36 protein-coding genes are annotated in these 23,119 nt (G+C 62.7%); 35 read left to right on the plus strand and 1 reads right to left on the minus strand.

Annotated features, from left to right (window positions below; genetic code table 11):
* The first annotated feature begins 3 nt into the window (after nt 1–3).
* From rpsS to AC2FNY_RS15945, 5 genes are all read left to right on the plus strand, one after another.
* Nucleotides 4–282, plus strand: coding sequence for a 30S ribosomal protein S19 (gene rpsS, locus AC2FNY_RS15925; RefSeq protein WP_093029006.1), 279 nt, complete (start codon nt 4–6; stop codon nt 280–282).
* A gap of 3 nt (nt 283–285) precedes the next feature.
* Complete coding sequence (rplV, locus tag AC2FNY_RS15930) at nt 286–666, plus strand: 50S ribosomal protein L22 (RefSeq protein WP_234140484.1); 381 nt, start codon at nt 286–288, stop codon at nt 664–666.
* Nucleotides 666–1,373, plus strand: a complete 708-nt coding sequence (gene rpsC / locus AC2FNY_RS15935; RefSeq protein ID WP_011046247.1) for a 30S ribosomal protein S3 — start codon at nt 666–668, stop codon at nt 1,371–1,373. The genes rplV and rpsC overlap by 1 nt, the downstream gene beginning before the upstream one ends.
* Before the next feature lie 12 nt (nt 1,374–1,385).
* Nucleotides 1,386–1,799: a 50S ribosomal protein L16 gene (rplP, locus tag AC2FNY_RS15940; RefSeq protein WP_234140485.1), complete on the plus strand. Its 414-nt coding sequence runs from the start codon at nt 1,386–1,388 to the stop codon at nt 1,797–1,799.
* 108 nt (nt 1,800–1,907) lie between these two features.
* Complete coding sequence (locus AC2FNY_RS15945) at nt 1,908–2,456, plus strand: amino acid synthesis family protein (RefSeq protein ID WP_496803068.1); 549 nt, start codon at nt 1,908–1,910, stop codon at nt 2,454–2,456.
* A gap of 87 nt (nt 2,457–2,543) precedes the next feature.
* Here AC2FNY_RS15945 and AC2FNY_RS15950 read toward each other — a convergent pair whose 3' ends face one another.
* On the minus strand, nt 2,544–3,035 hold the full coding sequence (locus tag AC2FNY_RS15950; protein WP_496803069.1) for a DUF1127 domain-containing protein: 492 nt from the start codon (nt 3,033–3,035) through the stop codon (nt 2,544–2,546).
* Between AC2FNY_RS15950 and AC2FNY_RS15955 the strand changes: the two genes are divergently transcribed.
* The 30 genes from AC2FNY_RS15955 to AC2FNY_RS16100 all read left to right on the plus strand — a co-directional run bounded on the left by AC2FNY_RS15955 (nt 2,962) and on the right by AC2FNY_RS16100 (nt 23,118).
* Nucleotides 2,962–3,663 carry a winged helix-turn-helix transcriptional regulator gene (locus tag AC2FNY_RS15955; RefSeq protein ID WP_234163769.1) on the plus strand — a complete coding sequence of 234 codons (702 nt, stop codon included), beginning with the start codon at nt 2,962–2,964 and terminating at the stop codon, nt 3,661–3,663. The genes AC2FNY_RS15950 and AC2FNY_RS15955 overlap by 74 nt on opposite strands.
* Nucleotides 3,664–3,729: 66 nt before the next feature.
* Entirely contained in the window at nt 3,730–4,350 is a 621-nt protein-coding gene (locus AC2FNY_RS15960; protein WP_234140492.1) for a 2OG-Fe(II) oxygenase family protein, read from the plus strand.
* Between the two features lie 126 nt (nt 4,351–4,476).
* Nucleotides 4,477–4,974, plus strand: a complete 498-nt coding sequence (locus AC2FNY_RS15965) for a hypothetical protein (RefSeq protein WP_496803070.1) — start codon at nt 4,477–4,479, stop codon at nt 4,972–4,974.
* A gap of 92 nt (nt 4,975–5,066) precedes the next feature.
* Nucleotides 5,067–5,765: a Crp/Fnr family transcriptional regulator gene (locus AC2FNY_RS15970; protein WP_496803071.1), complete on the plus strand. Its 699-nt coding sequence runs from the start codon at nt 5,067–5,069 to the stop codon at nt 5,763–5,765.
* A gap of 183 nt (nt 5,766–5,948) precedes the next feature.
* Entirely contained in the window at nt 5,949–6,149 is a 201-nt protein-coding gene (gene rpmC, locus AC2FNY_RS15975) for a 50S ribosomal protein L29 (protein WP_234140496.1), read from the plus strand.
* A 12-nt stretch (nt 6,150–6,161) separates the two neighbouring features.
* Nucleotides 6,162–6,392 (plus strand): 30S ribosomal protein S17, encoded by a 231-nt coding sequence (gene rpsQ / locus AC2FNY_RS15980; RefSeq protein WP_011046254.1) that lies wholly within the window; start codon nt 6,162–6,164, stop codon nt 6,390–6,392.
* Nucleotides 6,393–6,493: 101 nt separating this feature from the next.
* Nucleotides 6,494–6,862 (plus strand): 50S ribosomal protein L14, encoded by a 369-nt coding sequence (rplN, locus tag AC2FNY_RS15985; RefSeq protein ID WP_005621870.1) that lies wholly within the window; start codon nt 6,494–6,496, stop codon nt 6,860–6,862.
* A 2-nt stretch (nt 6,863–6,864) separates the two neighbouring features.
* Complete coding sequence (gene rplX / locus AC2FNY_RS15990; RefSeq protein WP_234140497.1) at nt 6,865–7,176, plus strand: 50S ribosomal protein L24; 312 nt, start codon at nt 6,865–6,867, stop codon at nt 7,174–7,176.
* Nucleotides 7,169–7,729, plus strand: coding sequence for a 50S ribosomal protein L5 (rplE, locus tag AC2FNY_RS15995; RefSeq protein ID WP_234140498.1), 561 nt, complete (start codon nt 7,169–7,171; stop codon nt 7,727–7,729). The genes rplX and rplE overlap by 8 nt, the downstream gene beginning before the upstream one ends.
* A gap of 17 nt (nt 7,730–7,746) precedes the next feature.
* On the plus strand, nt 7,747–8,052 hold the full coding sequence (gene rpsN / locus AC2FNY_RS16000; RefSeq protein ID WP_234140500.1) for a 30S ribosomal protein S14: 306 nt from the start codon (nt 7,747–7,749) through the stop codon (nt 8,050–8,052).
* 12 nt (nt 8,053–8,064) lie between these two features.
* Nucleotides 8,065–8,457, plus strand: a complete 393-nt coding sequence (gene rpsH, locus AC2FNY_RS16005; protein ID WP_234140501.1) for a 30S ribosomal protein S8 — start codon at nt 8,065–8,067, stop codon at nt 8,455–8,457.
* Nucleotides 8,458–8,469: 12 nt separating this feature from the next.
* Complete coding sequence (rplF, locus tag AC2FNY_RS16010; protein WP_234142733.1) at nt 8,470–9,003, plus strand: 50S ribosomal protein L6; 534 nt, start codon at nt 8,470–8,472, stop codon at nt 9,001–9,003.
* Nucleotides 9,004–9,014: 11 nt separating this feature from the next.
* On the plus strand, nt 9,015–9,374 hold the full coding sequence (gene rplR, locus AC2FNY_RS16015) for a 50S ribosomal protein L18 (RefSeq protein ID WP_234140503.1): 360 nt from the start codon (nt 9,015–9,017) through the stop codon (nt 9,372–9,374).
* A 112-nt stretch (nt 9,375–9,486) separates the two neighbouring features.
* Nucleotides 9,487–10,059, plus strand: a complete 573-nt coding sequence (rpsE, locus tag AC2FNY_RS16020) for a 30S ribosomal protein S5 (protein WP_011046261.1) — start codon at nt 9,487–9,489, stop codon at nt 10,057–10,059.
* A gap of 12 nt (nt 10,060–10,071) precedes the next feature.
* Nucleotides 10,072–10,260 carry a 50S ribosomal protein L30 gene (gene rpmD / locus AC2FNY_RS16025; protein ID WP_234140505.1) on the plus strand — a complete coding sequence of 63 codons (189 nt, stop codon included), beginning with the start codon at nt 10,072–10,074 and terminating at the stop codon, nt 10,258–10,260.
* Between the two features lie 96 nt (nt 10,261–10,356).
* Nucleotides 10,357–11,034: a 2-hydroxychromene-2-carboxylate isomerase gene (locus AC2FNY_RS16030; RefSeq protein ID WP_496803072.1), complete on the plus strand. Its 678-nt coding sequence runs from the start codon at nt 10,357–10,359 to the stop codon at nt 11,032–11,034.
* Between the two features lie 148 nt (nt 11,035–11,182).
* Nucleotides 11,183–11,398 carry a DUF1127 domain-containing protein gene (locus AC2FNY_RS16035; protein ID WP_234140513.1) on the plus strand — a complete coding sequence of 72 codons (216 nt, stop codon included), beginning with the start codon at nt 11,183–11,185 and terminating at the stop codon, nt 11,396–11,398.
* A gap of 192 nt (nt 11,399–11,590) precedes the next feature.
* Nucleotides 11,591–12,064 (plus strand): 50S ribosomal protein L15, encoded by a 474-nt coding sequence (rplO, locus tag AC2FNY_RS16040; RefSeq protein WP_234140516.1) that lies wholly within the window; start codon nt 11,591–11,593, stop codon nt 12,062–12,064.
* A gap of 112 nt (nt 12,065–12,176) precedes the next feature.
* Entirely contained in the window at nt 12,177–13,544 is a 1,368-nt protein-coding gene (secY, locus tag AC2FNY_RS16045) for a preprotein translocase subunit SecY (protein WP_496803073.1), read from the plus strand.
* Complete coding sequence (locus AC2FNY_RS16050) at nt 13,541–14,182, plus strand: adenylate kinase (protein WP_496803074.1); 642 nt, start codon at nt 13,541–13,543, stop codon at nt 14,180–14,182. The genes secY and AC2FNY_RS16050 overlap by 4 nt, the downstream gene beginning before the upstream one ends.
* A gap of 48 nt (nt 14,183–14,230) precedes the next feature.
* Nucleotides 14,231–15,304, plus strand: a complete 1,074-nt coding sequence (locus AC2FNY_RS16055) for an alpha/beta hydrolase family protein (RefSeq protein WP_496803075.1) — start codon at nt 14,231–14,233, stop codon at nt 15,302–15,304.
* Nucleotides 15,305–15,498: 194 nt separating this feature from the next.
* Nucleotides 15,499–15,867, plus strand: coding sequence for a 30S ribosomal protein S13 (gene rpsM / locus AC2FNY_RS16060; protein WP_234140526.1), 369 nt, complete (start codon nt 15,499–15,501; stop codon nt 15,865–15,867).
* A gap of 14 nt (nt 15,868–15,881) precedes the next feature.
* Nucleotides 15,882–16,274: a 30S ribosomal protein S11 gene (rpsK, locus tag AC2FNY_RS16065; RefSeq protein ID WP_234163766.1), complete on the plus strand. Its 393-nt coding sequence runs from the start codon at nt 15,882–15,884 to the stop codon at nt 16,272–16,274.
* Nucleotides 16,275–16,390: 116 nt separating this feature from the next.
* Nucleotides 16,391–17,407, plus strand: a complete 1,017-nt coding sequence (locus AC2FNY_RS16070; protein ID WP_234140529.1) for a DNA-directed RNA polymerase subunit alpha — start codon at nt 16,391–16,393, stop codon at nt 17,405–17,407.
* 135 nt (nt 17,408–17,542) lie between these two features.
* Nucleotides 17,543–17,965, plus strand: coding sequence for a 50S ribosomal protein L17 (gene rplQ, locus AC2FNY_RS16075; RefSeq protein ID WP_234171941.1), 423 nt, complete (start codon nt 17,543–17,545; stop codon nt 17,963–17,965).
* 105 nt (nt 17,966–18,070) lie between these two features.
* Nucleotides 18,071–18,478, plus strand: a complete 408-nt coding sequence (locus AC2FNY_RS16080) for a hypothetical protein (protein ID WP_496803076.1) — start codon at nt 18,071–18,073, stop codon at nt 18,476–18,478.
* A 63-nt stretch (nt 18,479–18,541) separates the two neighbouring features.
* On the plus strand, nt 18,542–19,924 hold the full coding sequence (locus tag AC2FNY_RS16085; RefSeq protein ID WP_496803077.1) for a trypsin-like peptidase domain-containing protein: 1,383 nt from the start codon (nt 18,542–18,544) through the stop codon (nt 19,922–19,924).
* Nucleotides 19,925–19,927: 3 nt separating this feature from the next.
* Nucleotides 19,928–21,244 (plus strand): replication-associated recombination protein A, encoded by a 1,317-nt coding sequence (locus AC2FNY_RS16090; RefSeq protein WP_496803078.1) that lies wholly within the window; start codon nt 19,928–19,930, stop codon nt 21,242–21,244.
* A gap of 162 nt (nt 21,245–21,406) precedes the next feature.
* A complete protein-coding gene (locus tag AC2FNY_RS16095) occupies nt 21,407–22,450 on the plus strand; it encodes an RluA family pseudouridine synthase (RefSeq protein WP_234140538.1) in 1,044 nt (347 codons plus the stop codon).
* On the plus strand, nt 22,447–23,118 hold the full coding sequence (locus AC2FNY_RS16100) for an HAD-IA family hydrolase (protein ID WP_496803079.1): 672 nt from the start codon (nt 22,447–22,449) through the stop codon (nt 23,116–23,118). The genes AC2FNY_RS16095 and AC2FNY_RS16100 overlap by 4 nt, the downstream gene beginning before the upstream one ends.
* The last annotated feature ends 1 nt before the right edge of the window (nt 23,119 follow it).

Below are 23,119 nucleotides of genomic sequence, written 5' to 3' on the forward strand. Positions count from 1 at the left end.
GCAATGTCTCGCTCTGTTTGGAAAGGTCCTTTCGTCGATGCTTATGTCCTGAAGAAGGCAGCAGCAGCGCGCGAGTCGGGCCGCAACGAAGTCATCAAGATCTGGTCGCGCCGGTCCACTATCCTGCCCCAGTTCGTGGGTCTGACCTTTGGCGTGTACAACGGCCAGAAACACATCCCCGTCAACGTCTCCGAAGACATGATCGGTCAGAAGTTCGGTGAATACTCGCCGACCCGGACCTATTACGGTCACGCGGCTGACAAAAAAGCGAAGCGGAAGTAAGTCATGGGCAAGGAAAAGAACCCCCGCCGCGTGGCCGAAAACGAAGCAATGGCGAAAACCCGCATGCTTCGCACCAGCCCGCAGAAACTGAACCTGGTTGCAGCGATGATCCGCGGCAAGAAAGTCGGACAGGCCCTGACCGATCTGACTTTTTCGAACAAGCGGATCGCGCAGGACGTGAAGAAATGCCTTCAGTCCGCCATCGCCAATGCCGAAAACAACCACAACCTGGACGTGGACGAGCTGATCGTTGCCGAAGCATGGGTTGGCAAGAACCTGGTCATGAAGCGCGGCCGCCCGCGGGCCCGTGGCCGGTTCGGCAAGATCATGAAGCCGTTCTCGGAGCTCACCATCAAGGTGCGTCAAGTTGAGGAGCAAGCCTAATGGGACATAAAGTCAATCCGATCGGCATGCGTCTTCAGGTCAACCGCACCTGGGACAGCCGCTGGTACGCAGATACCAAGGACTATGGCAATCTGCTGCTCGAAGACCTCGCGATCCGCGAGTTTATCAAGGAAGAGTGCAAGCAGGCCGGTGTCGCCCGTGTGATCATCGAACGTCCGCACAAGAAGTGCCGCGTGACGATCCACACTGCGCGTCCTGGCGTGATCATCGGCAAGAAAGGCGCCGATATCGAGACCCTGCGCAAGAAGCTGGCGAACATGACCGACAGCGAGCTGCACCTGAACATCGTCGAAGTGCGCAAGCCCGAGATGGATGCTCAGTTGGTCGCCGAGTCGATCGCACAGCAGCTGGAACGCCGCGTGTCCTTCCGCCGTGCGATGAAGCGCGCGGTGCAAAACTCGATGCGGATGGGTGCCCTGGGCATCCGTGTGAACGTCGCCGGCCGTCTGGGCGGTGCCGAGATCGCACGGACCGAGTGGTATCGCGAGGGCCGCGTGCCCCTGCACACCCTGCGCGCCGACATCGATTATGCTCTGGCCGAGGCCTCGACCCCTTACGGGATCATCGGGATCAAGGTCTGGATTTTCAAAGGCGAGATCCTCGAGCATGATCCGCAGGCGCGTGACCGCAAGGCACAGGAACTCCAGGACGGTCCGGCCCCGCGTGGCGCCGGTGGCCGCCGCTAAGGAGGATTAGAGATGCTGCAACCAAAGCGCACTAAATTCCGCAAGATGTTCAAGGGCCGTATCCACGGTCTCGCAAAAGGCGGAAGCGACCTGAACTTCGGCACCTATGGTCTGAAGGCTCTGGAGCCCGAGCGGGTTACCGCCCGCCAGATCGAAGCCGCACGTCGTGCCATGACGCGTCACATGAAACGTCAGGGCCGCGTCTGGATCCGGATCTTCCCGGATACGCCGGTGACCTCGAAGCCGACCGAAGTCCGTATGGGTAAAGGTAAGGGTTCGGTGGATTACTGGGCCTGCAAGGTCAAGCCCGGTCGCGTGATGTTCGAGATCGATGGCGTCAATGACGACATCGCCCGCGAGGCCCTGCGCCTGGCCGCGATGAAGCTGCCGATCAAGACCCGCGTCGTGGTCCGCGAAGACTGGTAATCCCGGTCTTACGACAAGTATTTGAAACCCCCGCCGGGACACCGGCGGGGGTTTTCCTTTTTCGGTATCCATCGTAGGTTTTGTGCATTCCGTGTCCGGAGGTGACCCTTGGCGCAGCCCCGCAAGACCGTTTTTCAACGTGAAATCATTACCGCGAATGCCTTCGGTGAACCTTGCCATCCCGTGACCCGGGTGGCTGTCATGGTCGCGTTTCGCAATCCGCTGGCGGGTCGGTTCTTTCGTGACCTCTCGCCCCTGTTCGAGATCGGTCGCGAATTGGGCGAAGCTCTGGCACGGCAAGCCATCGCCGAATTGGGCAATCCCCCGATTTCCTACGGCAAGGCCGCGATTGTCGGAGCAAATGGCGACATGGAACAGGGCGGGGCGGTTGTGCATCCCAAACTGGGTGCGCCGATGCGCGTGGCAGCGGGCGGCGGAGCGGCGGTGATCCCTTCCAATGTAAAACTGGGCGGACCGGGCACAACGATTGACGTGCCGCTGGGTCACAAGGACAACCCCTGGTCCTTTGATCATTTCGACACGATGACCCTGGTCATGGCGGATGCGACGGGCCCGGACGAGATTGTCATGTGCCTGGCCTATGCGGACGGCGGACGCCCGATCCCCCGCTGCGGCAAGGGTCCGGTCCAGACCTGAACAGGCAAAGGGTGGAAAGTGGTGCGCCAAACCATAAGGAGACCCGCCGATTTCCCGACGGGCGCTTTTTGTTCATTGCTGTGCATTCTACCAGTTTCTGGACTGGCGAAGCCGCGTCTGCTCAATCTGGTCAACTCCGCTGGTATCTCGTGCAACCGACATGACATCGTCGCGTGTCAGCCCGATGTCGCGCAATCCGCGGTCCGATAGCAGGGACAAAGTGGCCATCGCATGCCAGCGGAGCAATAGCCCTTGGGCGATCAAAAGTAACCGATTTACGGAAAGGGCATTATGAAGGCGGGTCTGCTCGGTTGCGGCATGTGCGAGGGAGATCATCTGTCGTAGTCCTTGTTCGGGGTTCATCTGACGACAGGGTGCCACCTCAATCATGGCGCGGGGCAGTGTAGGAAGTGAACCAGAACCGGTACAGCTTCTGTACTGGAGCGATATCCCGGGCCCGGATAGACTGTCACATATCCGACAGACCATAAGATGGAGGTACGAGATGACGACCAAACCGTTTGGTCTCTTTTGCCCGACTTCCAAGGCTTGCGAAGTCCTCAATCCCCGTTGGACCATTCAGATCCTCGGAGAACTCTCCACCGGTTCGACCCGTTTCAACGATATCAAACGCGGCCTACCCGGAATCTCGCCGACTCTGCTGGCCAAACGCCTGAAAGAGATGCAGCAGAATGGGCTTGTCGAACGGATCGATGACCCAGCCAGCGGTGTGATTGACTATATCCGTACCGAGAAGGCCGTCGAACTGGATCCGATCCTCGAAGGTCTCGCGCGATGGGCGCAGCGCAATGTATCTGTCGATGTGGCGCTCGAAGACCGTGATGCGGATGTCCTGATGTGGACCCTTCGAAACCGGATCGTGGTCGATGCGCTGCCGCCGGGCCGGACAGTTGTCCGTTTCAACTTTTCGGACGCAACCTCCCCTGCGTCGACCTATTGGCTGGTCGTTCGTCCGGGTGTTCCGGTGGAACTATGTGCTGCGGATCCCGGCTTTGAGGTGGATTTGTTCATCGAGACGGGTGTGTCCGTGATGACCGGCATCTATCTTGGCCGGATGTCTTACGGTCGCGAGATCGACAGCGGAAGGTTTTTCATGTCAGGAGACAAACGACTGGAAAAGACGATCGGAAGATGGCTCAGACTAAGCATGTACGCCGGGGTCGAGGGTCTGGCTCGGGCCGTTTGACATCGAATATTGCTGTCGCGGCGACTGGCTCTCGCGCGTGTTCCCGGGTTGGTCTATGACTCCGCCATGTCCCAGATCGAATCCCTCTTTGTCACCCGCCTCTATCGCGCCCGCCTGTCCGAACATGGCCCCGCCATCGACCCGGACGAGATGGAGGCGTCCTGCTATTCCATCGCCGAGGATGACGAGGCCGGGCAGGAGTGGTGCGAGGAAAACGGCTATCCCGGCTATACCTCCTATGCCTCGCTCACCGATCTGCCCTGGCGCTTTCCGATCTTTGCCGATCTGGTCACATCGCTCGACGCCCATGTCGCGGCTTTCGCAGCCGATCTGGAGTTCGATCTGGACGGGCGCAAACTGGTGCTCGAGGATCTCTGGATCAACATCCTGCCGCAGGGCGGCATGCATTCCAGCCACCTGCATCCGCATTCAGTGATTTCCGGAACCACCTATGTCGCCATGCCCGACGGTGCCAGCGCGCTGAAGCTGGAAGACCCCCGTTCGGGCCGGATGATGGCGGCGCCGACGCGCACCAAGACCGCCCGGCGCGAATTGCAGCCCTTTATCTATATGAAACCCGATGTGGGCGATGTGCTGCTCTGGGAAAGCTGGCTGCGCCACGAGGTTCCGATGAACATGGCTGAAGAGGAACGCATCTCGGTCAGCTTCAACTATCGGTGGGAGTGATCCTGGCGCCGGCAGCACCGGATTTGACCGAAGTCATGGGGATCATTCGCGCGTTGCTCTAAATTGGGCGCGCTGCTCCGGCGTGACGCGCCAGCGGCAGCGCTTGTCTTTGGTCGCGAATGTGCCATGCCGCGTATCTCTCTGCCCCTTTTGACTGCCCTTCTTGCCCTGTTTCTGGCTGCGCCCGCGCGGGCGCAATCGGTCGATCCGCATCGTCTGTACGAGGAACGCTGCGCCGGGTGCCATCTGCCGCATGCAGGCGATTTCGTCTTGCAGGATCTGGCGCTGACGCAAGAGGGGTTGAGGGGGCAACGGTCGGGACGCTCCGTCGCGGCCATGCTGAAGGCGGGCCATGGAGGCCTGACCCCGCAGGAGGCTGCGATCCTGCTTGCCCATTTCGACATGATCCGTGCCTCGGGGCAGCTGTTCCGGCAGAAATGCCGGGCGTGTCATGTTTCGGCCCGCGATCTGGCGCGCCAAAGTCTGATTCTGCGCGAGGGGGTGCTGACCGGCCGCTATACGGATCGGGATATCGCGACGTTCCTGGTGGGGCATGGCCGGCTGACCCCGGAACAGGTCGCCCAGATGCTTGAGGTGTTGAAACGCGCGACCGCCAACCGTTAGGCCCCCGCGCCGTGCTTGAATGCAACCGAGGGGACCGCTATCGCTGAAAGGAGGCCGGAGAAACACCGGCGGGACTAGCGGACATCGCGCGCATGGATCTGGGGTTCATCATCGAAGGCTGGGCGGGGCATCTGTCCTATCTGCTGCTCGTGCTGTCGATGCTGATGCGCCACATGCTGTGGCTGCGGCTGTTCGTGATCGCCTCGGCATTGGCGGGCATCGCGTTCGATCATTTCTGGCTGCAAAACCCGGTGGGCGTGTTCTGGCAGAGCCTGTTGGTTGTGGTGAACGTTGCCGAGCTTGCCCTGCTGTGGCGCAACGACCGGCGCGCGCGGTTCACCCCTGAGGAGGACCGGTTTCGCGAAACCCTGCTGAGCGGGCTTTCGCCGGGGCGTACCCGCCGGTTGCTGGATATGGGGCGCTGGGAAACGCTGCCATCCGAGACGGTGCTGACACATGAAGGGCAGCGACCCGAGTTCCTGACCTATGTGGCGTCGGGCGTGGTTCGGATTGAACGACAAGGTCGGCTGCTGCGGCTGGTGGGCGAGGGCCATTTCATCGGCGAGATGTCCCTGATGGGGGATGGACTGGCGGTGGCGACGGCGGTGATGCAGAACGAAGGGTGGGTCTGGCGGATCGAGCGGCCCAAGCTCGACCGCCTGCGCGAGAGCAACCCGGCGGCCATGGCGGCCGTCGAGGCGGGTGTTGCCCGCGACATGCGCGCCAAGCTGGCCTATCAGAGTACCGGTCCCGAACCCTTGGTGCGACCGGCCGGCGGCGCTATCGACTGACGACGGGTCGCCGGTCATGTGTACGGGCGAACTTTCCCTTGCCCTCCCATGGCAACTCTCCTATAGAGCGGCATCTTGCGTTCCCCCGCGCCAGCGGGGGATTCGCTTGTTTGTCATTCATCCACCAGGTCAAGGGTGACCCGGCCACGGGGCCCTCTGGTGTTTTGAGCAAAGGAAAAGGCGATGAACGCCCAGGAACTGCGTAACAAGACCCCGGATCAGCTCCGGGAAGATCTGGTCAACCTGAAGAAGGAGGCGTTCAACCTGCGCTTCCAGCAGGCCACCGGTCAGCTCGAAAGCACGGCCCGCATCCGCACCGTCCGCCGCGACGTTGCCCGTGTGCAGACCGTGTTGAACGAAAAAGCCGCTGAAGCTGCGAACTGAGGAGCCTGAGAGATGCCCAAACGTATTCTGCAAGGCACCGTGACCAGCGACGCCAACGCACAGACCGTGACCGTCCTGGTGGAGCGTCGCTTCACCCATCCGGTTCTGAAGAAAACCATCCGTAAGTCCAAGAAATACCGGGCTCACGATGAAAAGAACGCTTTCAAGGTCGGCGATACCGTCCGCATCATCGAATGCGCGCCGAAATCGAAAACGAAACGCTGGGAAGTTCTGGAAGCCTAAGAGCCTGATCCTTCAGGCTCCTGGCGACTAGGCCTCTTGGCACAGTCGAAACCCTGGGGATACCGCCACGCATCGGCGCCCCAAAGGTCGGGAGAAACCACATGATCCAGATGCAAACCAATCTGGATGTTGCTGACAACTCCGGCGCTCGCCGGGTTCAGTGCATCAAGGTTCTGGGTGGTTCCAAGCGTAAATACGCCTCCGTCGGCGACATCATTGTCGTCTCGGTGAAGGAAGCCATCCCGCGCGGCCGCGTGAAGAAAGGTGACGTCCGCAAGGCCGTCGTCGTGCGCACCGCCAAAGAAGTCCGTCGCGAAGACGGCACCGCGATCCGTTTCGATCGCAACGCCGCCGTCATCCTGAACAACAACAACGAGCCGGTCGGTACCCGTATCTTTGGCCCGGTTGTTCGTGAACTGCGCGCGAAGAACTTCATGAAAATCATCTCGCTGGCTCCGGAGGTGCTGTAATCATGGCCGCAAAACTCCGCAAAGGCGACAAGGTCGTCGTGCTGGCCGGCAAGGACAAGGGCAAAGAGGGGACCATTTCCTCGGTTGACCCGAAAGCCGGCAAAGCTGTTGTCGACGGCGTGAACATCGCCATCCGTCACACCCGCCAGACCCAGACCTCGCAAGGTGGCCGCCTGCCCAAGGCACTGCCGATCGACCTCAGCAACCTGGCGCTGCTGGACAAGAACGGCAAGGCAACCCGCGTCGGCTTCCGCATGGAAGGTGACAAGAAGGTCCGTTTTGCCAAGACCACGGGGGACGTGATCGATGCTTGATGCTGCAAACTATACCCCGCGTCTGAAAGCACAGTACGCAGAAACCATCCGGGCCGCTCTGAAAGAAGAGTTCGGCTACAAGAACGACATGATGATCCCCAAGCTGGACAAGATCGTTCTGAACATCGGCTGCGGCGCCGAGGCGGTGAAAGACAGCAAGAAGGCCAAATCGGCTCAGGAAGATCTGAGCAAGATTGCCGGCCAAAAAGCCATCACCACCACGGCCAAGAAGTCGATCGCCGGTTTCCGCGTTCGCGAAGACATGCCGATGGGTGCCAAGGTTACGCTGCGCGGCGAGCGTATGTATGAATTCCTCGATCGTCTGATCACCATCGCGATGCCCCGCATCCGCGACTTCCGTGGTGTGAAGCCGTCGTTCGATGGCCGTGGCAACTTTGCCATGGGGATCAAGGAGCACATCGTGTTCCCGGAAATCGACTTCGACAAGGTCGACGAAGTCTGGGGCATGGACATCATCATCGCCACCACTGCGAAAACCGACGCCGAAGCCAAGAGCCTGTTGAAGCATTTCAACATGCCCTTCAACGCCTAAGCGCGCGAGGATTAGACATGGCTAAGAAAAGCATGATCGAACGCGAGAAGAAGCGCGAGCGCCTGGTGGCACAATATGCCGCAAAGCGCGCCGAGCTGAAAGAAATCGCAAACGACGAGAGCCGCCCGATGGAAGAGCGCTTCAAGGCGCGTCTGCAACTGGCGAAACTGCCGCGCAACAGCTCGGCAACCCGTCTTCACAACCGCTGCCAGCTTACCGGCCGTCCGCACGCTTACTATCGTAAGCTCAAGGTCAGCCGGATCATGCTGCGCGAGTTGGGGTCTGCTGGTCAGATCCCCGGCATGGTGAAATCGAGCTGGTAAGGAGAGAGTGATATGAACGATCCTATCGGCGATATGCTCACCCGTATCCGCAACGCTCAGCTGCGCGGCAAGACCACGGTCAGCACCCCCGGCTCGAAACTGCGCGCCTGGGTTCTGGATGTGCTGGCGGACGAAGGCTATATCCGCGGCTATGAGAAGTCGACGGATGCCAATGGCCACCCGACGCTGAACATCGAGCTGAAATACTACGAAGGCGAACCCGTCATTCGCGAACTGAAGCGGGTGTCGAAACCCGGTCGTCGCGTTTACATGGGCGTCAAGGACATCCCCTCGGTCCGTCAGGGCCTGGGCGTGTCGATTGTCAGCACTCCGAAAGGTGTGATGTCGGACGCAAACGCTCGCTCCAACAATGTTGGCGGCGAAGTGCTCTGCACCGTCTTCTAAGGAGGTCTGCAAATGTCTCGTATTGGTAAGAAACCGGTCGAGCTGCCCAGTGGCGTTTCCGCCTCTGTGTCGGGCCAGACCATCGAAGTGAAGGGCCCCAAGGGCGCCCGCAGCTTCACCGCCACCGACGACGTGACCATCACCGTCGACGGCAATGTGGTGAGCGTCACCCCCCGTGGCATGTCCAAGCGGGCGCGCCAGCAGTGGGGCATGTCGCGCACCATGGTGGCCAACCTCGTCGCCGGCGTGACCGAAGGCTTCAAGAAAGAGCTGGAGATCACCGGTGTGGGTTACCGCGCCAACGCACAGGGCAACACGCTCAAGCTGAACCTCGGCTACAGCCACGATGTCGACTTCGCCGTTCCGGCGGGCGTCACTGTGAGCACCCCGAAGCAGACCGAGATCGTTGTCGAAGGCATCGACCAGCAACAGGTTGGTGAAGTGGCTGCGAAAATCCGCGAGTGGCGTTCGCCCGAGCCGTACAAAGGCAAGGGTATCCGCTACAAGGGCGAGTTCATCTTCCGCAAAGACGGCAAGAAGAAGTAAGGACGCGAACAATGGCAAACAGCAAACGTACCCTGTTTCTGAAACGCCGCCTGCGCGTTCGGAACAAGCTTCGCAAGGTCAACGCCGGGCGTCTGCGCCTCAGCGTGCACCGCTCGAACAAGAACATCAGCGCCCAGCTGATCGACGACGTTCGCGGCGTGACCCTGGCGGCAGCCTCGACCATGGAAAAGGACCTTGGCGTTGTTGGCAAGAACAACGTCGAAGCGGCCAAGAAGGTGGGTGCGGCAATCGCCGAGCGTGCCAAGAAGGCTGGCATCGAAGAGGCCTATTTCGATCGTGGCGGCTTTCTGTTCCACGGCAAGGTGAAGGCTCTGGCCGACGCCGCGCGTGAAGGCGGTCTGAAGATCTAAGACCTGAGGGGGGCGCCTGCCGCCCCCCCGATGATCCGGGGCCGCGCCCGCGTGGCCACCAGGGATCGGAGACAACGGCGCCCAGGCGCCAACAGAGAAAGAGGAATGCCGCATGGCAGAACGTGAAAACCGCCGGGGCAACCGTCGCGACCGCGAGGAAGCAGCCCCCGAATTCGCCGACCGTCTGGTCGCGATCAACCGCGTGTCGAAAACCGTCAAGGGCGGTAAGCGCTTCGGCTTCGCCGCTCTGGTGGTCGTGGGCGATCAGAAAGGCCGCGTCGGCTTTGGCAAGGGCAAGGCGAAAGAAGTGCCCGAGGCCATCCGCAAGGCAACCGAGCAGGCCAAGCGCCAGATGATCCGCGTGCAGCTGCGCGAAGGCCGCACCCTGCATCACGACATCGAAGGCCGTCACGGCGCCGGTAAGGTCGTCATGCGCGCCGCGCCCGAAGGTACCGGTATCATCGCCGGTGGTCCGATGCGTGCCGTGTTCGAAATGCTGGGCGTCAAGGACGTCGTGTCCAAGTCGCTGGGCAGCGCGAACCCTTACAACATGATCCGCGCCACCATCGACGGCCTGAAAAAAGAGCAGAGCCCGCGTTCGGTCGCACAGCGCCGCGGCAAGAAGGTCGCCGACATCCTGCCCAAGCGGGACGAAGCACCGGCTGCTGAAGCCGCTGAAGCCTAAGGAGACGCACCCATGGCAAAAACCATCGTCGTCAAGCAGATCGGCTCTCCGATCCGCCGCCCCGCCGACCAGCGCGCAACCCTGGTTGGTCTGGGCCTGAACAAGATGCACAAGACCCGCGAGCTGGAGGATACCCCCTCGGTCCGCGGCATGATCCGCAAGATCCCGCATCTGGTCGAGATCGTCGAAGAGCGCGGCTAAGCCCCTCTCGATGGAAGTTTAAACGCCCCCGGTTCGCCGGGGGCGTTTTCGTTTGCGCCGCGCGGATCAATTTCGCGTGTGCGGACATGGCGCGGGATGCGCCGCCGCTCTTTGCCGCATACCCTGCGCCTCATGGCACGCATCGACTATTTCTACTCCGCCCATTCCGCCTATGCCTATCTCGGCGCGCAGGAGCTGTATCGCATCTGCGCCGCTCATCCCGGTACAGAGCTGGTGCATCGCCCCATCCTGCTCAGCCCGGTGGTCGAGGCGGCGGGCGGCCTGTCCTTCGCCGCGCGCAGCCAGGCGCATGTCGACTATTTCTTTGGCCGTGAAATCGAACGCTGGGCCGAATGGCGTGGGCTGCCGGTGATCGACCACCGCCCGACTTATCATGACAACCCGCTCGATCTGCCCAACGGTTTGATCATCGCCGCGCAGCGGGACGGATTGGATGTGAACGCGCTGTCCTTTGCGATACTCCAGGCGCATTGGCGCGACGATGCGGATATCGCCGATCCCCGACTGTTGAGCGAGTTGCTGGCGCGGCTGGGACTGCCGGTCGAGCCGTTGATGGCGGCGGCCCGATCCGCCCCGGCAATCGACGAGCAGGCCGTCAATACGCAAGAGGCGATCGACCGCGCGCTGTTCGGATCACCCACCTATGTGGTCGATGGCGACCCATTCTATGGCCAGGACCGGCTGGAACTGGTGGCCCGCGCCCTGACGCGGCCGTTTCGGCCCGGCAATTGGCACAATCCGCCGGTTGGCTGAGCCAAGCCATGCCGCCGCTGCATGGCGGCTAGACCAAAGCACCTCTTGCTGATGCTGCGGCGCAGCACTATCTGCCAGCCATGTTCGGAATGCCCGAAAAACAGGCAGTGGGGAAGGACCCTGCTGCATCCGTATGAGGTAAGAGAAAATGGCATATGCAACCGTGACCGCCGACCGCGCCCCCTCTGTGGTGACCCGCGTCCTGTCCGCCCTGAAATCGACCCGCGCCACCTGGGCCCGGAACGCCGCCTACAAGCGTACGTTCAACGAGCTGGACCGCCTGTCGAACCGGGAACTGGCAGATATCGGCATCCGCCGTTGCGATATCGAGGATATCGCCCGCTTTCACGTCTATGGCGCCTGATCGGCCCATCTGACGGACTGCTGCACCGCCCTCGGAGATCCGGGGGCGTTTTGCATTTCGGGGCGCTTGCATGACAGGCTTTCAGCGTCTATACGCCCCCGGTGGCCGCAAGGCCGCGAGAATCAACAAGCAAGAAATGCCGAGGTTGGCCCGTCACGCTTCGTGGGTCACATCCGGCGAAGGAGAAGCGATATGAAACTGCATGAACTCAGCGACAATCCGGGCGCAGCCAAGAAACGGATGCGCATCGGCCGTGGCCCCGGCTCGGGCAAGGGCAAGATGGGTGGCCGTGGTATCAAGGGTCAGAAATCCCGTTCGGGTGTGGCCATCAATGGCTATGAAGGCGGCCAGATGCCGCTCTATCAGCGTCTGCCCAAGCGTGGCTTCAACAAGCCCAACCGCAAGGCATTCGCCGTCGTCAACCTGGGCCTGATCCAGAAATTCGTCGAGGCCGGCAAGCTGGACGGCGCCGCCGCCATCACCGAGGACGCGCTGGTCGCATCCGGCCTGGTTCGCCGCAAGCTGGACGGCATTCGCGTGCTGGCCAAGGGCGATTTCAACGCCAAGCTGAACATCGAAGTCACCGGCGCGTCGAAATCGGCTGTCGAGGCTGTCGAAAAGGCGGGCGGCTCGCTGAAGGTCACAAACGCTGCTGCGGCAGAGTAACGGCTTGTGAGCGGGCGCCGACCCGCTTACATAGACACCCAAGTTTTCCAAAACGCCGCCCGAGCCGGAAAACGGTTCCGGGCGGCGTTTGCATCAGAGAGACCGATACAACATGGTATCAGCAGCAGAACAAATGGCGGCCAACACCAGCTGGTCCGCCCTGGGCAAGGCCACGGACCTGCGCAATCGGATCCTGTTCACGCTGGGGCTTCTTATCGTTTATCGTCTGGGCACGTTCATTCCCGTGCCGGGCATCGACGGTGTGGCGCTGCGCGAGTTCATGGAACAGGCGGGGCAGGGCATCGGCGGCATGGTGTCGATGTTCACCGGTGGCGCGCTGGGGCGGATGGGCATCTTTGCCCTGGGTATCATGCCCTATATCTCGGCCTCGATCATCATTCAGCTGCTGACGGCCATGGTGCCCTCGCTTGAGCAACTCAAGAAAGAGGGCGAGCAGGGCCGCAAGAAGATCAACCAATATACCCGCCTGGGCACCGTGGCCCTGGCCACCGTGCAGGCCTATGGCCTTGCGGTCTCGCTGGAATCGGGTGACCTGGCCACCGATCCGGGGCTCTATTTCCGCTTTGCCACCATGATTACCCTTGTGGGTGGCACCATGTTCCTGATGTGGCTGGGCGAACAGATCACCGCGCGCGGCATCGGCAACGGCGTTTCGCTGATCATCTTCGTCGGCATCATCGCCGAGGTCCCCGCCGCGCTGGCACAGTTCTTTGCCTCCGGCCGCTCGGGCGCCATCAGCCCCGCCGTGATCATCGCCATCATCCTGATGGTGATCGCGGTCATCACATTCGTCGTGTTCATGGAACGCGCCCTGCGCAAGATCCACATCCAGTATCCCCGCCGTCAGGTGGGCATGAAGGTCTATGACGGCGGCTCCAGCCACCTGCCGGTCAAGGTCAACCCCGCAGGCGTGATCCCCGCGATCTTCGCAAGCTCGCTGCTGCTCTTGCCGGTGACCATCTCGACCTTCTCCTCGGGCGCGGCCAACGGGCCGGTGATGTCCTGGCTTCTGGCAAATTTCGGCCCCGGACAGCCGCTCTATCTGCTGTTCTTCGTGTCGATGATCGTGTTCTTTGCCTATTTCTACACCTTCAACGTCTCGTTCAAACCCGATGACGTGGCGCAAAACCTGAAGAACCAGAACGGCTTTGTCCCAGGCATCCGACCGGGCAAGAAGACCGCCGAATATCTGGAATATGTGGTCAACCGCGTGCTGGTGCTGGGCTCGGCCTATCTGGCCGCCGTCTGCCTGCTGCCCGAGATCATGCGCGGCCAGTTCAACGTGCCGTTCTATTTCGGCGGCACCTCGGTGCTGATCATCGTCTCGGTGACCATGGACACGATCCAACAGGTCCAGAGCCACCTGCTGGCGCACCAGTACGAAGGTCTGATCGAAAAATCGCAGCTTCGCGGCAAGAATCGCAAGCGCACGAACAGGAAGGGACCGGCGCGTCGATGAACATTATTCTGTTGGGACCCCCGGGTGCGGGCAAAGGCACCCAGGCGCGGCATCTGGTCGAAACACGTGGCATGATCCAGCTGTCGACCGGTGACATGCTGCGCGAGGCGCGCACGTCTGGCACCGAAATGGGCCAGAAGGTCGCTGCCATCATGGATGCGGGCAAGCTGGTCACCGACGAGATCGTCATTGGCCTGATCGAGGAACAGCTGACCACCAAGAAAGGTGCCGGTTTCATCTTCGACGGGTTCCCCCGCACCCTGGCCCAGGCCGACGCGCTGGCCGCGTTGCTGGCCAAGCACGGCCAGTCGCTGCATACCGTGATCGAGATGCGCGTCGATGACGCGGCGTTGGTCAGCCGCATCACCGCCCGCTCGACCTGTGGCGGCTGTGGCGAGGTCTATAACGACATCACCAAACCCATCCCGGCCGATGGCAAGTGCAGCAATTGCGGCAGCACAGAGTTCAACCGCCGCGCCGACGACAACGAGGACAGCCTGCGCACCCGGCTGATGGAATATTACAAAAAAACGTCACCCTTGATCGGCTATTACTATGCCAAGGGCGATTTGCGCCCGGTGAACGGTTTGGCCGATATCAAGGAAGTGACCGCCTCGATCGAGGCGATACTGGGCTGACATCGTAAGGCTGGAATGCCATGCGGTCGGTCGACAAGGATTTGACGCATGAAACGCATTCTTATTGGATTGGCGATTCTGGCCGGGCTTCTGGCCGGACTCGCGCTTGCTGCCACATTGCTGGCCACAGGCAAGCGCCCTGTTCCCGACCAGTTGGCGGCTTATCACGAAACCACCCTGTCGGTCGGGCATCGCGATGTCCCCGTGTCGCTGCATGTCTGGTATCCTGCCGAGCAGGGCGGAGCGGCCGAACTGGTGGGGCAGAACGCCCTGTTCTACGGACAATATGTGACCCGGGATGCAAAGCCAGCGCCTGGCGCGCATCCGGTGGTCGTCTTCTCGCACGGGTCGGGCGGCAACGCCAACAATCACAGCTGGCTGGCGACGGAACTGGCGCGCCAGGGAATGATCGTGGTGGCGCCCAACCATCCCGGTACCATGTCGCGCGACAGCGATCCGCACCGTACACCGCATATCTGGGAGCGCGTGCATGATCTGCACGCCATTCTCGACCATCTGAAGAGCAACCCGCCGCTAGGGTTGGAACCCGACATGGATCGGGTTGCCTCGGTCGGGTTCTCGCTGGGCGGCTTCTCGGCCCTCAGCGTTGCCGGGGTCCGGGTGTCCAAGACGGCCTTTATCGACTATTGCGACCGCCACGCTGGAAAGCTCGATTGCGGCTGGATGCAAGCGGCTGGTGTCGATTTCACCGCCATCGACCAGGCCGCGTATGAGGCCGATTATCGCGACCCGAGGATCAAGGTCACGGTGGCGGTCGACCCGGCATTGCCGCAGGCGATGACGGGCGAGAGCCTGGCCGCGGTCGATCTGCCGATCCTGCTGGTCTCGCTGGGGCAGGGTGAAGAGGTTCCCCCCGCGACCCGCGTCGATGCCGTGGCACGCCAGATACGGCAAGCGCGCCTTGTGGAAACGCCGGGCGCCTGGCATTTCAGCTTTCTCTCCGAATGCAGCACACTGGGTGCGATCGTCATCGGGCTGATGGGCGAAGAGAACATCTGTTCGGATGCCGGCATGCGGGATCGGGGTGTCCTGCACGAGGAACTGAAGGCGGTGATCTCATCTTTCCTGAATGAAAATCTGGCTTTGTCTCCATCCGGTTGAGGGCAGGCCTTGACGATCTTGGCAAAAGCCTCTACCCACGCCCATCCCTGACGGGAATCGATTCCTGTGGATGGATTCGTTCATCCTCAAGACCACCTCATGAAATGCTGGACCCTCTGGCGACACTGCCATGGTCAAGCGTTGTGAAAAAAGGTTCTGGCGCTACGGAACCGCAACGAAAAGGAAAGTGACACGTGGCACGTATTGCCGGCGTAAACATCCCGACTGCCAAACGGGTACCCATCGCCCTCACCTATATCACCGGTATCGGCAACACCACGGCGAAAGCCATTTGCGAAGCTGTCGGCATCGACGCGACCCGTCGTGTGAACGAGCTGAGCGATGCCGAGGTTCTGGCCATCCGCGAGCATATCGACGCCAACTACAGCGTCGAAGGCGACCTGCGTCGTGAAGTTCAGATGAACATCAAGCGCCTGATGGACCTGGGCTGCTATCGCGGTCTGCGTCACCGCCGCAACCTGCCGGTTCGCGGTCAGCGGACCCACACCAACGCTCGTACCCGCAAAGGCCCCGCAAAGGCCATTGCCGGCAAGAAGAAATAAGGGGGCGTTGAGATATGGCACGCGATAAGACCCGCACCACGAAGAAAAAAGAACGCAAGAATATCGCATCGGGCGTGGCCCATGTGAACTCGACGTTCAACAACACCAAGATCCTGATCTCGGACGTGCAAGGCAACGCCATCTCGTGGTCGTCGGCTGGCACGATGGGCTTCAAGGGATCGCGGAAATCGACCCCCTACGCCGCTCAGCTGGCTGCCGAAGATGCCGGCAAGAAGGCGCAGGATCATGGCGTCAAGACGCTGGAAGTCGAAGTTCAGGGCCCCGGTTCGGGCCGTGAATCGGCTCTGCGCGCTCTGGCTGCCGTGGGCTTCAACATCACGTCGATCCGCGACGTGACCCCGATCGCCCACAATGGCTGCCGCCCGCCGAAGCGCCGCCGCGTCTAAGCGACCCAGGAATTACGCTGGGGCCGTGTCTGGTACACGGCCCCAGCACGCCGTTTGAAACCTCGGGCGTTTGCACCTTGCTGGACATGGGGTGCGAACAGGAATGGAGGGATTACATGATCCACAAGAACTGGGCAGAACTGATCAAGCCGACCCAGCTTGAGGTCAAGCCGGGCAACGATCCGGCACGCCAGGCGACCGTGATCGCCGAACCGCTGGAACGCGGTTTCGGTCTGACGCTGGGCAACGCGCTGCGCCGCATCCTGATGAGCTCGCTGCAAGGCGCGGCCATCACCAGCGTGCAGATCGACAACGTCCTGCACGAGTTTTCGAGCGTCGCCGGTGTGCGCGAAGACGTCACCGACATCATCCTGAACCTCAAGCAGGTCTCGCTGCGCATGGATGTCGAAGGGCCCAAGCGCCTGTCGATCAATGCCAAGGGCCCGGCTGTCGTCACCGCCGGTGACATCAGCGAAAGCGCCGGTATCGAGATCCTGAACCGCGACCACGTGATCTGTCACCTGGACGATGGTGCCGACCTGTTCATGGAACTGACCGTGAATACCGGCAAGGGCTATGTCTCGGCCGACAAGAACCGCCCCGAAGACGCGCCCATCGGCCTGATTCCGATCGACGCGATCTATTCGCCGGTCAAGAAGGTCGCCTATGACGTGCAGCCCACCCGCGAGGGCCAGGTGCTGGATTATGACAAGCTGACCATGAAGATCGAAACCGACGGTTCGATCTCGCCGGACGATGCCGTGGCCTATGCCGCGCGTATCCTTCAGGACCAGCTGTCGATCTTCGTCAACTTCGACGAGCCGGAATCGGCTGGCCGCCAGGACGACGATGACGGTCTGGAGTTCAACCCGCTTCTGCTCAAGAAAGTGGACGAGCTGGAACTGTCGGTGCGTTCGGCCAACTGCCTCAAGAACGACAACATCGTCTATATCGGCGACCTGATCCAGAAGACCGAAGCCGAGATGCTGCGCACCCCGAACTTCGGTCGCAAGTCGCTGAACGAGATCAAGGAAGTGCTGTCGGGCATGGGCCTGCACCTGGGCATGGATGTCGAGGACTGGCCGCCGGACAACATCGAGGATCTGGCCAAGAAGTTCGAAGACGCGTTCTGAGAACAAGGGGCGGGCGAACAGCCCGCCCTGCCAATGCCCGGACCTGCCGGGGAATATCAGGGCCAATGCCCCAAGGAGAGCCGGTGACACGCATCGCCGGTCGGACAAAGCAAAACGCAAGTTAGGAGATAGAAAATGCGTCACGCACGTGGTTACCGCCGCCTCAACCGCACCCACGAACACCGCAAAGCCTTGTTTTCGAACATGGCCGGCTCGCTGATCGAGCACGAACAGATCAAGACCACCCTGCCCAAGGCCAAGGAACTGCGCCCGATCGTCGAAAAGCTGATCACGCTGGGCAAGCGCGGTGACCTGCACGCGCGCCGTCAGGCCGCAGCGCAGCTGAAAGAGGACAAGGACGTCGCCAAGCTGTTCGACGTTCTGGCAGAGCGTTACAAGGATCGTCAGGGCGGTTATGTCCGCATCCTGAAGGCCGGCTTCCGTTATGGCGACATGGCGCCGATGGCGATCATCGAATTCGTCGATCGTGACGTCGATGCCAAGGGTGCCGCCGACAAGGCGCGCCTGGCCGAAGAAGAGGCAGCCGCCGAAGAATAAGCTTTCCGGGACATGTCCCGATTGCGCCCCGCCCGGTCCACCGGGCGGGGTTTTTCGTTTCCGGCGTGTGTTGCCCCGGCTTGACTGCGCTTCTACCGTGAAAGCATGACCAACTCTGTTGCTGCGGGTTATTCGGGTCGACCGCTGGTGGCCAAGCTGGGGTTCAAGCCCGGCTGGATCGTCCGCGCCGTCAACGCGCCACCCCACTACGCCGACCTGATGGCCGAGGCGGTGGATATCGTCTTTGACCCCGGCGCCCGCGATGCCGATGCGGCGCATCTTTTCCTGCACGGTCCCGAACCGGTGGCCGAGGCCGTCGCGACCGAGATCGCCCATTTGCGGCTAGGCGGCATGTTGTGGCTGTCCTGGGCCAAGAAATCCTCGCCCCAACATGCGGGCATCACCGAGGACCTGCTGCGCGCCGAAGTGCTGCCGCTGGGCTGGGTCGATGTAAAGGTCTGCGCCATTGATGCGGACTGGTCCGGGCTGAAATTCCTGCGCCGCCGGGGCTGAGCGCGCGGCTTGCATTTGTGGCCCATGCCCCGCATATCGCAGGGGACTGCAAATGGAGGTCCCATGATCCGCGCCATCCTGCTTTGTCTGCCGCTTGTCCTGGCCGCGCCGGTTCAGGCGGAAACCCGGGTGCCGACCTCGCAGGCCGAGATCGGGTTGGGCTTTGCCCCGGTGGTCAAGAAAGCAGCCCCCGCCGTGGTCAACATCTATGCCCGCATCATCACCGCCGGGCGGCAAAGCCCGATCTTTGACGACCCCTTCTTTCGCGATTTCTTTCGCGGATTTGGGACGCCGCAGCCGCGGGTTCAGAACTCGCTGGGATCGGGCGTGATCCTGTCGGATGATGGCTATGTCGTGTCCAATTACCACGTGGTCGGCATGGCCTCGGAAATCCGGGTGGTCACCACCGACCGGCGCGAGTTCACGGCGCAGGTGGTGCTGGGCGACGAGGAGAGCGATATTGCCATCCTGCGCCTGGACCAGGCGCGTGATCTGCCGTCCCTGGCGCTGCGCGACAGCGACCATGTCGAGGTGGGCGAACTGGCGCTGGCCATTGGCAACCCGTTTGGCGTGGGCCAGACCGTCAGCAGCGGCATCGTCTCGGGGCTGGCACGTTCCGGGGCGGCCACCGGCAACGGGCGAGGCTATTTCATCCAGACCGATGCGCCGATCAATCCGGGCAATTCGGGCGGGGCGCTGATCGACGTGAATGGCGATCTGATCGGCATCAATACCTCGATCCTCAGCCGGTCGGGCGGCTCGAACGGGATCGGCTTTGCCATCCCCGCCAATCTGGTGGCCGAATTCCTGCGTCAGGCCCGGCAGGGCAACAGCAGTTTTGCCCAGCCCTGGGCCGGTATCGCGGGGCAGCCGATGACCGCCGACATTGCCGACTCGCTGGGGCTGGGCCTGCCCGAGGGGGTGGTGATCTCGGACCTGCATCCCGACAGCCCGCTGGCGCGGGCGGGCTTTGCCGTGGGCGATGTGGTGACCGAGGTAGATGGACAGGCGGTCAACTCTCCGGCCGAGATGAAATTCCGAATGTCGGTGGCCGGGATCGGTGGCGAGGCGCGGATGACCCGGCTGCGGCAGGGACAGCGTGAAACCTTGACGGTGGCCCTGATCGAGGCGCCCGATACGCCCCCCGCGCAGGAAACCACGCTGACGGATCGTACCGCACTGCCCGGCCTGACCGTGGCCCGGCTGAACCCGGCGGTGATCGCGCGTCTGGGCCTGCCGCTATCGGCGCGTGGGGTCGTGGTGCTTGACCCCGGCCCCTATGGCGCGCGGGCGGGGTTGCGACCGGGTGATGTGCTGGGCGCGATCAATGGCGACGCGGTTGAAACCCCGCGCGATGTGGAGCGGGCGCTGACCGAGACCGGGCGCCGGGTGCAGATCGACCTGCAACGGCGGGGCCAATGGGTCTCGCTGCGGTTCCGGCTCTGAGCGATGGCGGACCTGTTCGATACCGGCGCCAAGCCTTCGCCCGAGCGTGAGCCGCCCCGGCCGCTGGCCGACCGGCTGCGCCCACAGAACCTGGCCGAGGTGATCGGGCAGCAGCAGGTGCTGGGGCCTGAGGCGCCGCTGGGTGTCATGCTGGCCTCGGGTTCGTTGTCGAGCCTCGTGTTCTGGGGGCCGCCGGGGGTGGGCAAGACCACCATCGCCCGCCTGCTGGCGCAAGAGACCGATCTGCATTTCGTGCAGATCAGCGCGATCTTCACCGGGGTGCCCGATCTGAAGAAAGTGTTCGAGGCCGCGCGCATCCGGCGGGGCAACGGGCAGGGCACGCTGTTGTTCGTCGACGAGATCCACCGCTTCAACAAGGCGCAGCAGGACGGGTTCCTGCCCCATATGGAGGATGGCACCATCCTGCTGGTGGGGGCCACGACCGAAAACCCCTCGTTCGAGCTGAACGCCGCGCTCTTGAGTCGGGCCCAGGTGCTGGTGCTGGAGAGGCTGAGCGCCGAGGATCTGGAACATCTGACCGCGCGGGCCGAGCGCGAACTGGGCCGCGAATTGCCACTGACGCCCGACGCGCGGTTGGCGCTTCAGGAGATGGCAGATGGCGACGGGCGCGCGCTGCTCAACCTGATCGAACAGGTGGCGGCGTGGAAAGTGGCGGCGCCACTCGACCGCGAAGCTCTGGCGGCCCGGCTGATGCGGCGGGCCACCAAATACGACAAGAGCGGGGATGAGCATTACAACCTGATCTCGGCGCTGCACAAATCGGTGCGCGGCTCGGACCCGGACGCGGCCCTTTACTGGCTGGCGCGGATGCTGACCGGGGGTGAGGACCCGCGTTACCTGGCGCGTCGGATCACCCGGATGGCGGTCGAGGATATCGGCCTGGCCGACCCACAGGCGCAGTCGATCTGCCTGCATGCCTGGGAGGTTTACGAGCGACTGGGCAGCCCCGAGGGAGAACTGGCGCTGGCGCAGGCGATTGTCTATCTGGCGCTGGCCCCGAAATCGAACGGGGCCTATGTGGGCTACAAGGCGGCGATGCGGCTGGCCAAGCAATCGGGCTCGGCACCGCCACCCAAACATATCCTCAACGCGCCCACCGGGTTGATGAAGGATCAGGGCTATGGCGCGGGCTATGCCTATGACCACGACGCGGAGGACGGGTTTTCCGGCCAGAATTACTTTCCCGACGGGATGGAGCGCCCGCAGCTTTATCAGCCGGTCGAACGCGGCTTTGAGCGCGAGTTGAAAAAGCGGCTCGATTATTTTGCACGCCTGCGGGCGCAGCGCGAACAGGGATAGGGCGGGCAGTCCGCGGCCGCCCCACCCACCCGCCCGCGCCCGCGGACTGCCCTTGGTCCCTTGACTCTCGGGCGCGTGCGGGTGAGAGACGGCGATGTTTTCTTTCGATCTTCAACGAGGGGTGCGGCGGGCCGGAAACCGCCCCGCGCACGGGTTGCTGGCATGAGCGGCGTACAGATGATCACCGTGGGTGAGGGGGACGGCGACCAGCGGCTTGACCGCTGGTTCCGCCGGATGTTCCCGCATGTGGGGCAGGGGCGCATCGAGAAAATGTGTCGTAAGGGCGAGTTGCGCGTCGACGGGGCGCGGGCCAAACCCGCGACCCGGCTCGAGGTAGGTCAGCAGGTCCGTATCCCGCCGCTGCCCGCACCCGGCGAACGGCCCGAGCCGGTGAAATCGCGCGTCTCGGATGCCGATGCGAAGATGATCCGTGCCTGTGTCCTGTATCGCGACGATGATATCATCGTGCTGAACAAGCCCGCCGGGCTGGCGGTGCAGGGGGGTAGCGGCCAGACCCGCCATGTGGATGGCCTGTCCGAGGCGCTGCGCTTTGGCAATGACGAGAACCCGCGCCTGGTGCACCGGCTGGACAAGGACACCTCGGGCGTTCTGGTGCTGGCGCGCACGCGCGAGGCGGCGGCGCGTCTGACCGCCGCCTTTCGCCACCGCAACACGCGCAAGATCTACTGGGCGCTGGTGGCCGGGGTGCCGACGCCCTATCTGGGCGAGATCAAGACCGGTCTGGTCAAGGCCGGTGGGCATGGCGCCCGGGGCGAGGGCGAGAAGATGAACGTGGTGCATCTGAGCGAGATCGACGACACGCCCGGCGCCAAGCGGGCCCATACCTATTACGCCACGCTCTACCGGGTGGCGGGGCGGGCGTCCTGGGTGGCGATGGAGCCGGTCACCGGCCGCACCCACCAGCTGCGCGCACATATGGCCGGGATCGGGCATCCGATCATCGGTGACGGCAAATATGGCGGCTCAGGGCAAGAGAACCTGGGCGATGGATGGGGCGCGCAACTGGGCGGTATCATCAGCAAGAAACTGCACCTGCATGCGCGGCGGCTGAGCTTCGAGCACCCCTCGACCCGCAAGCAGGTCAGTTTTACCGCGCCCTTGCCAGATCACATGCGCGAGAGCTGGGACACGTTCGGTTGGACCGAGGATCTGGCAGCGGAGGATCCGTTCGAGGAGCTGATGTGATCCAGCCGCTGCACCTGATCCTCTTCGATGTGGACGGGACGCTGGTCGACAGTCAGGCGTCCATCGTCGGGTCGATGACCGCCGCATTCGACGCTTTGTCGCTGCCGGTGCCCGCGCGGGCGGATATCCTGTCTATTGTTGGCCTGTCCCTGCCGCAGGCGATGGCGCGGCTGGCACCGGGGCAGAGCGAGACCGATCAGGCGCGGCTGGTCGAGGCCTACAAGCAATCCTATCACGCCACCCGGCTGGCGCTGGGTGAGGCGAATTCTCCGCTCTATCCCGGCGCACGCGAGATGCTGGAGCAGCTGCATGCCGTCCCACATTACCTGCTGGGCGTGGCGACGGGAAAATCCAAGCGCGGCCTCGATGCCCTGATCGAGGCGCATGGGCTGGAGAGGGTCTTTGTCACCCGGCAGGTGGCCGATCACCACCCCTCGAAACCGCATCCGTCGATGATCGAGACCGCGTTGGCCGAAACCGGGACGGCGCCGGGGCGCGCTGTGATGATTGGCGATACCTCGTATGACATGGAGATGGCCGCCGCGGCCGGGGTCGCGGGGATCGGCGTCAGCTGGGGCTATCACCCGCCCCATGCGCTGGACCGGGCCAGCTGTATCATCGACGACTTTACGCAGTTGCCCCGGGCACTGACACAGATCTGGATGTGAA

Source organism: Ruegeria sp. BHSC223 (assembly GCF_059613025.1).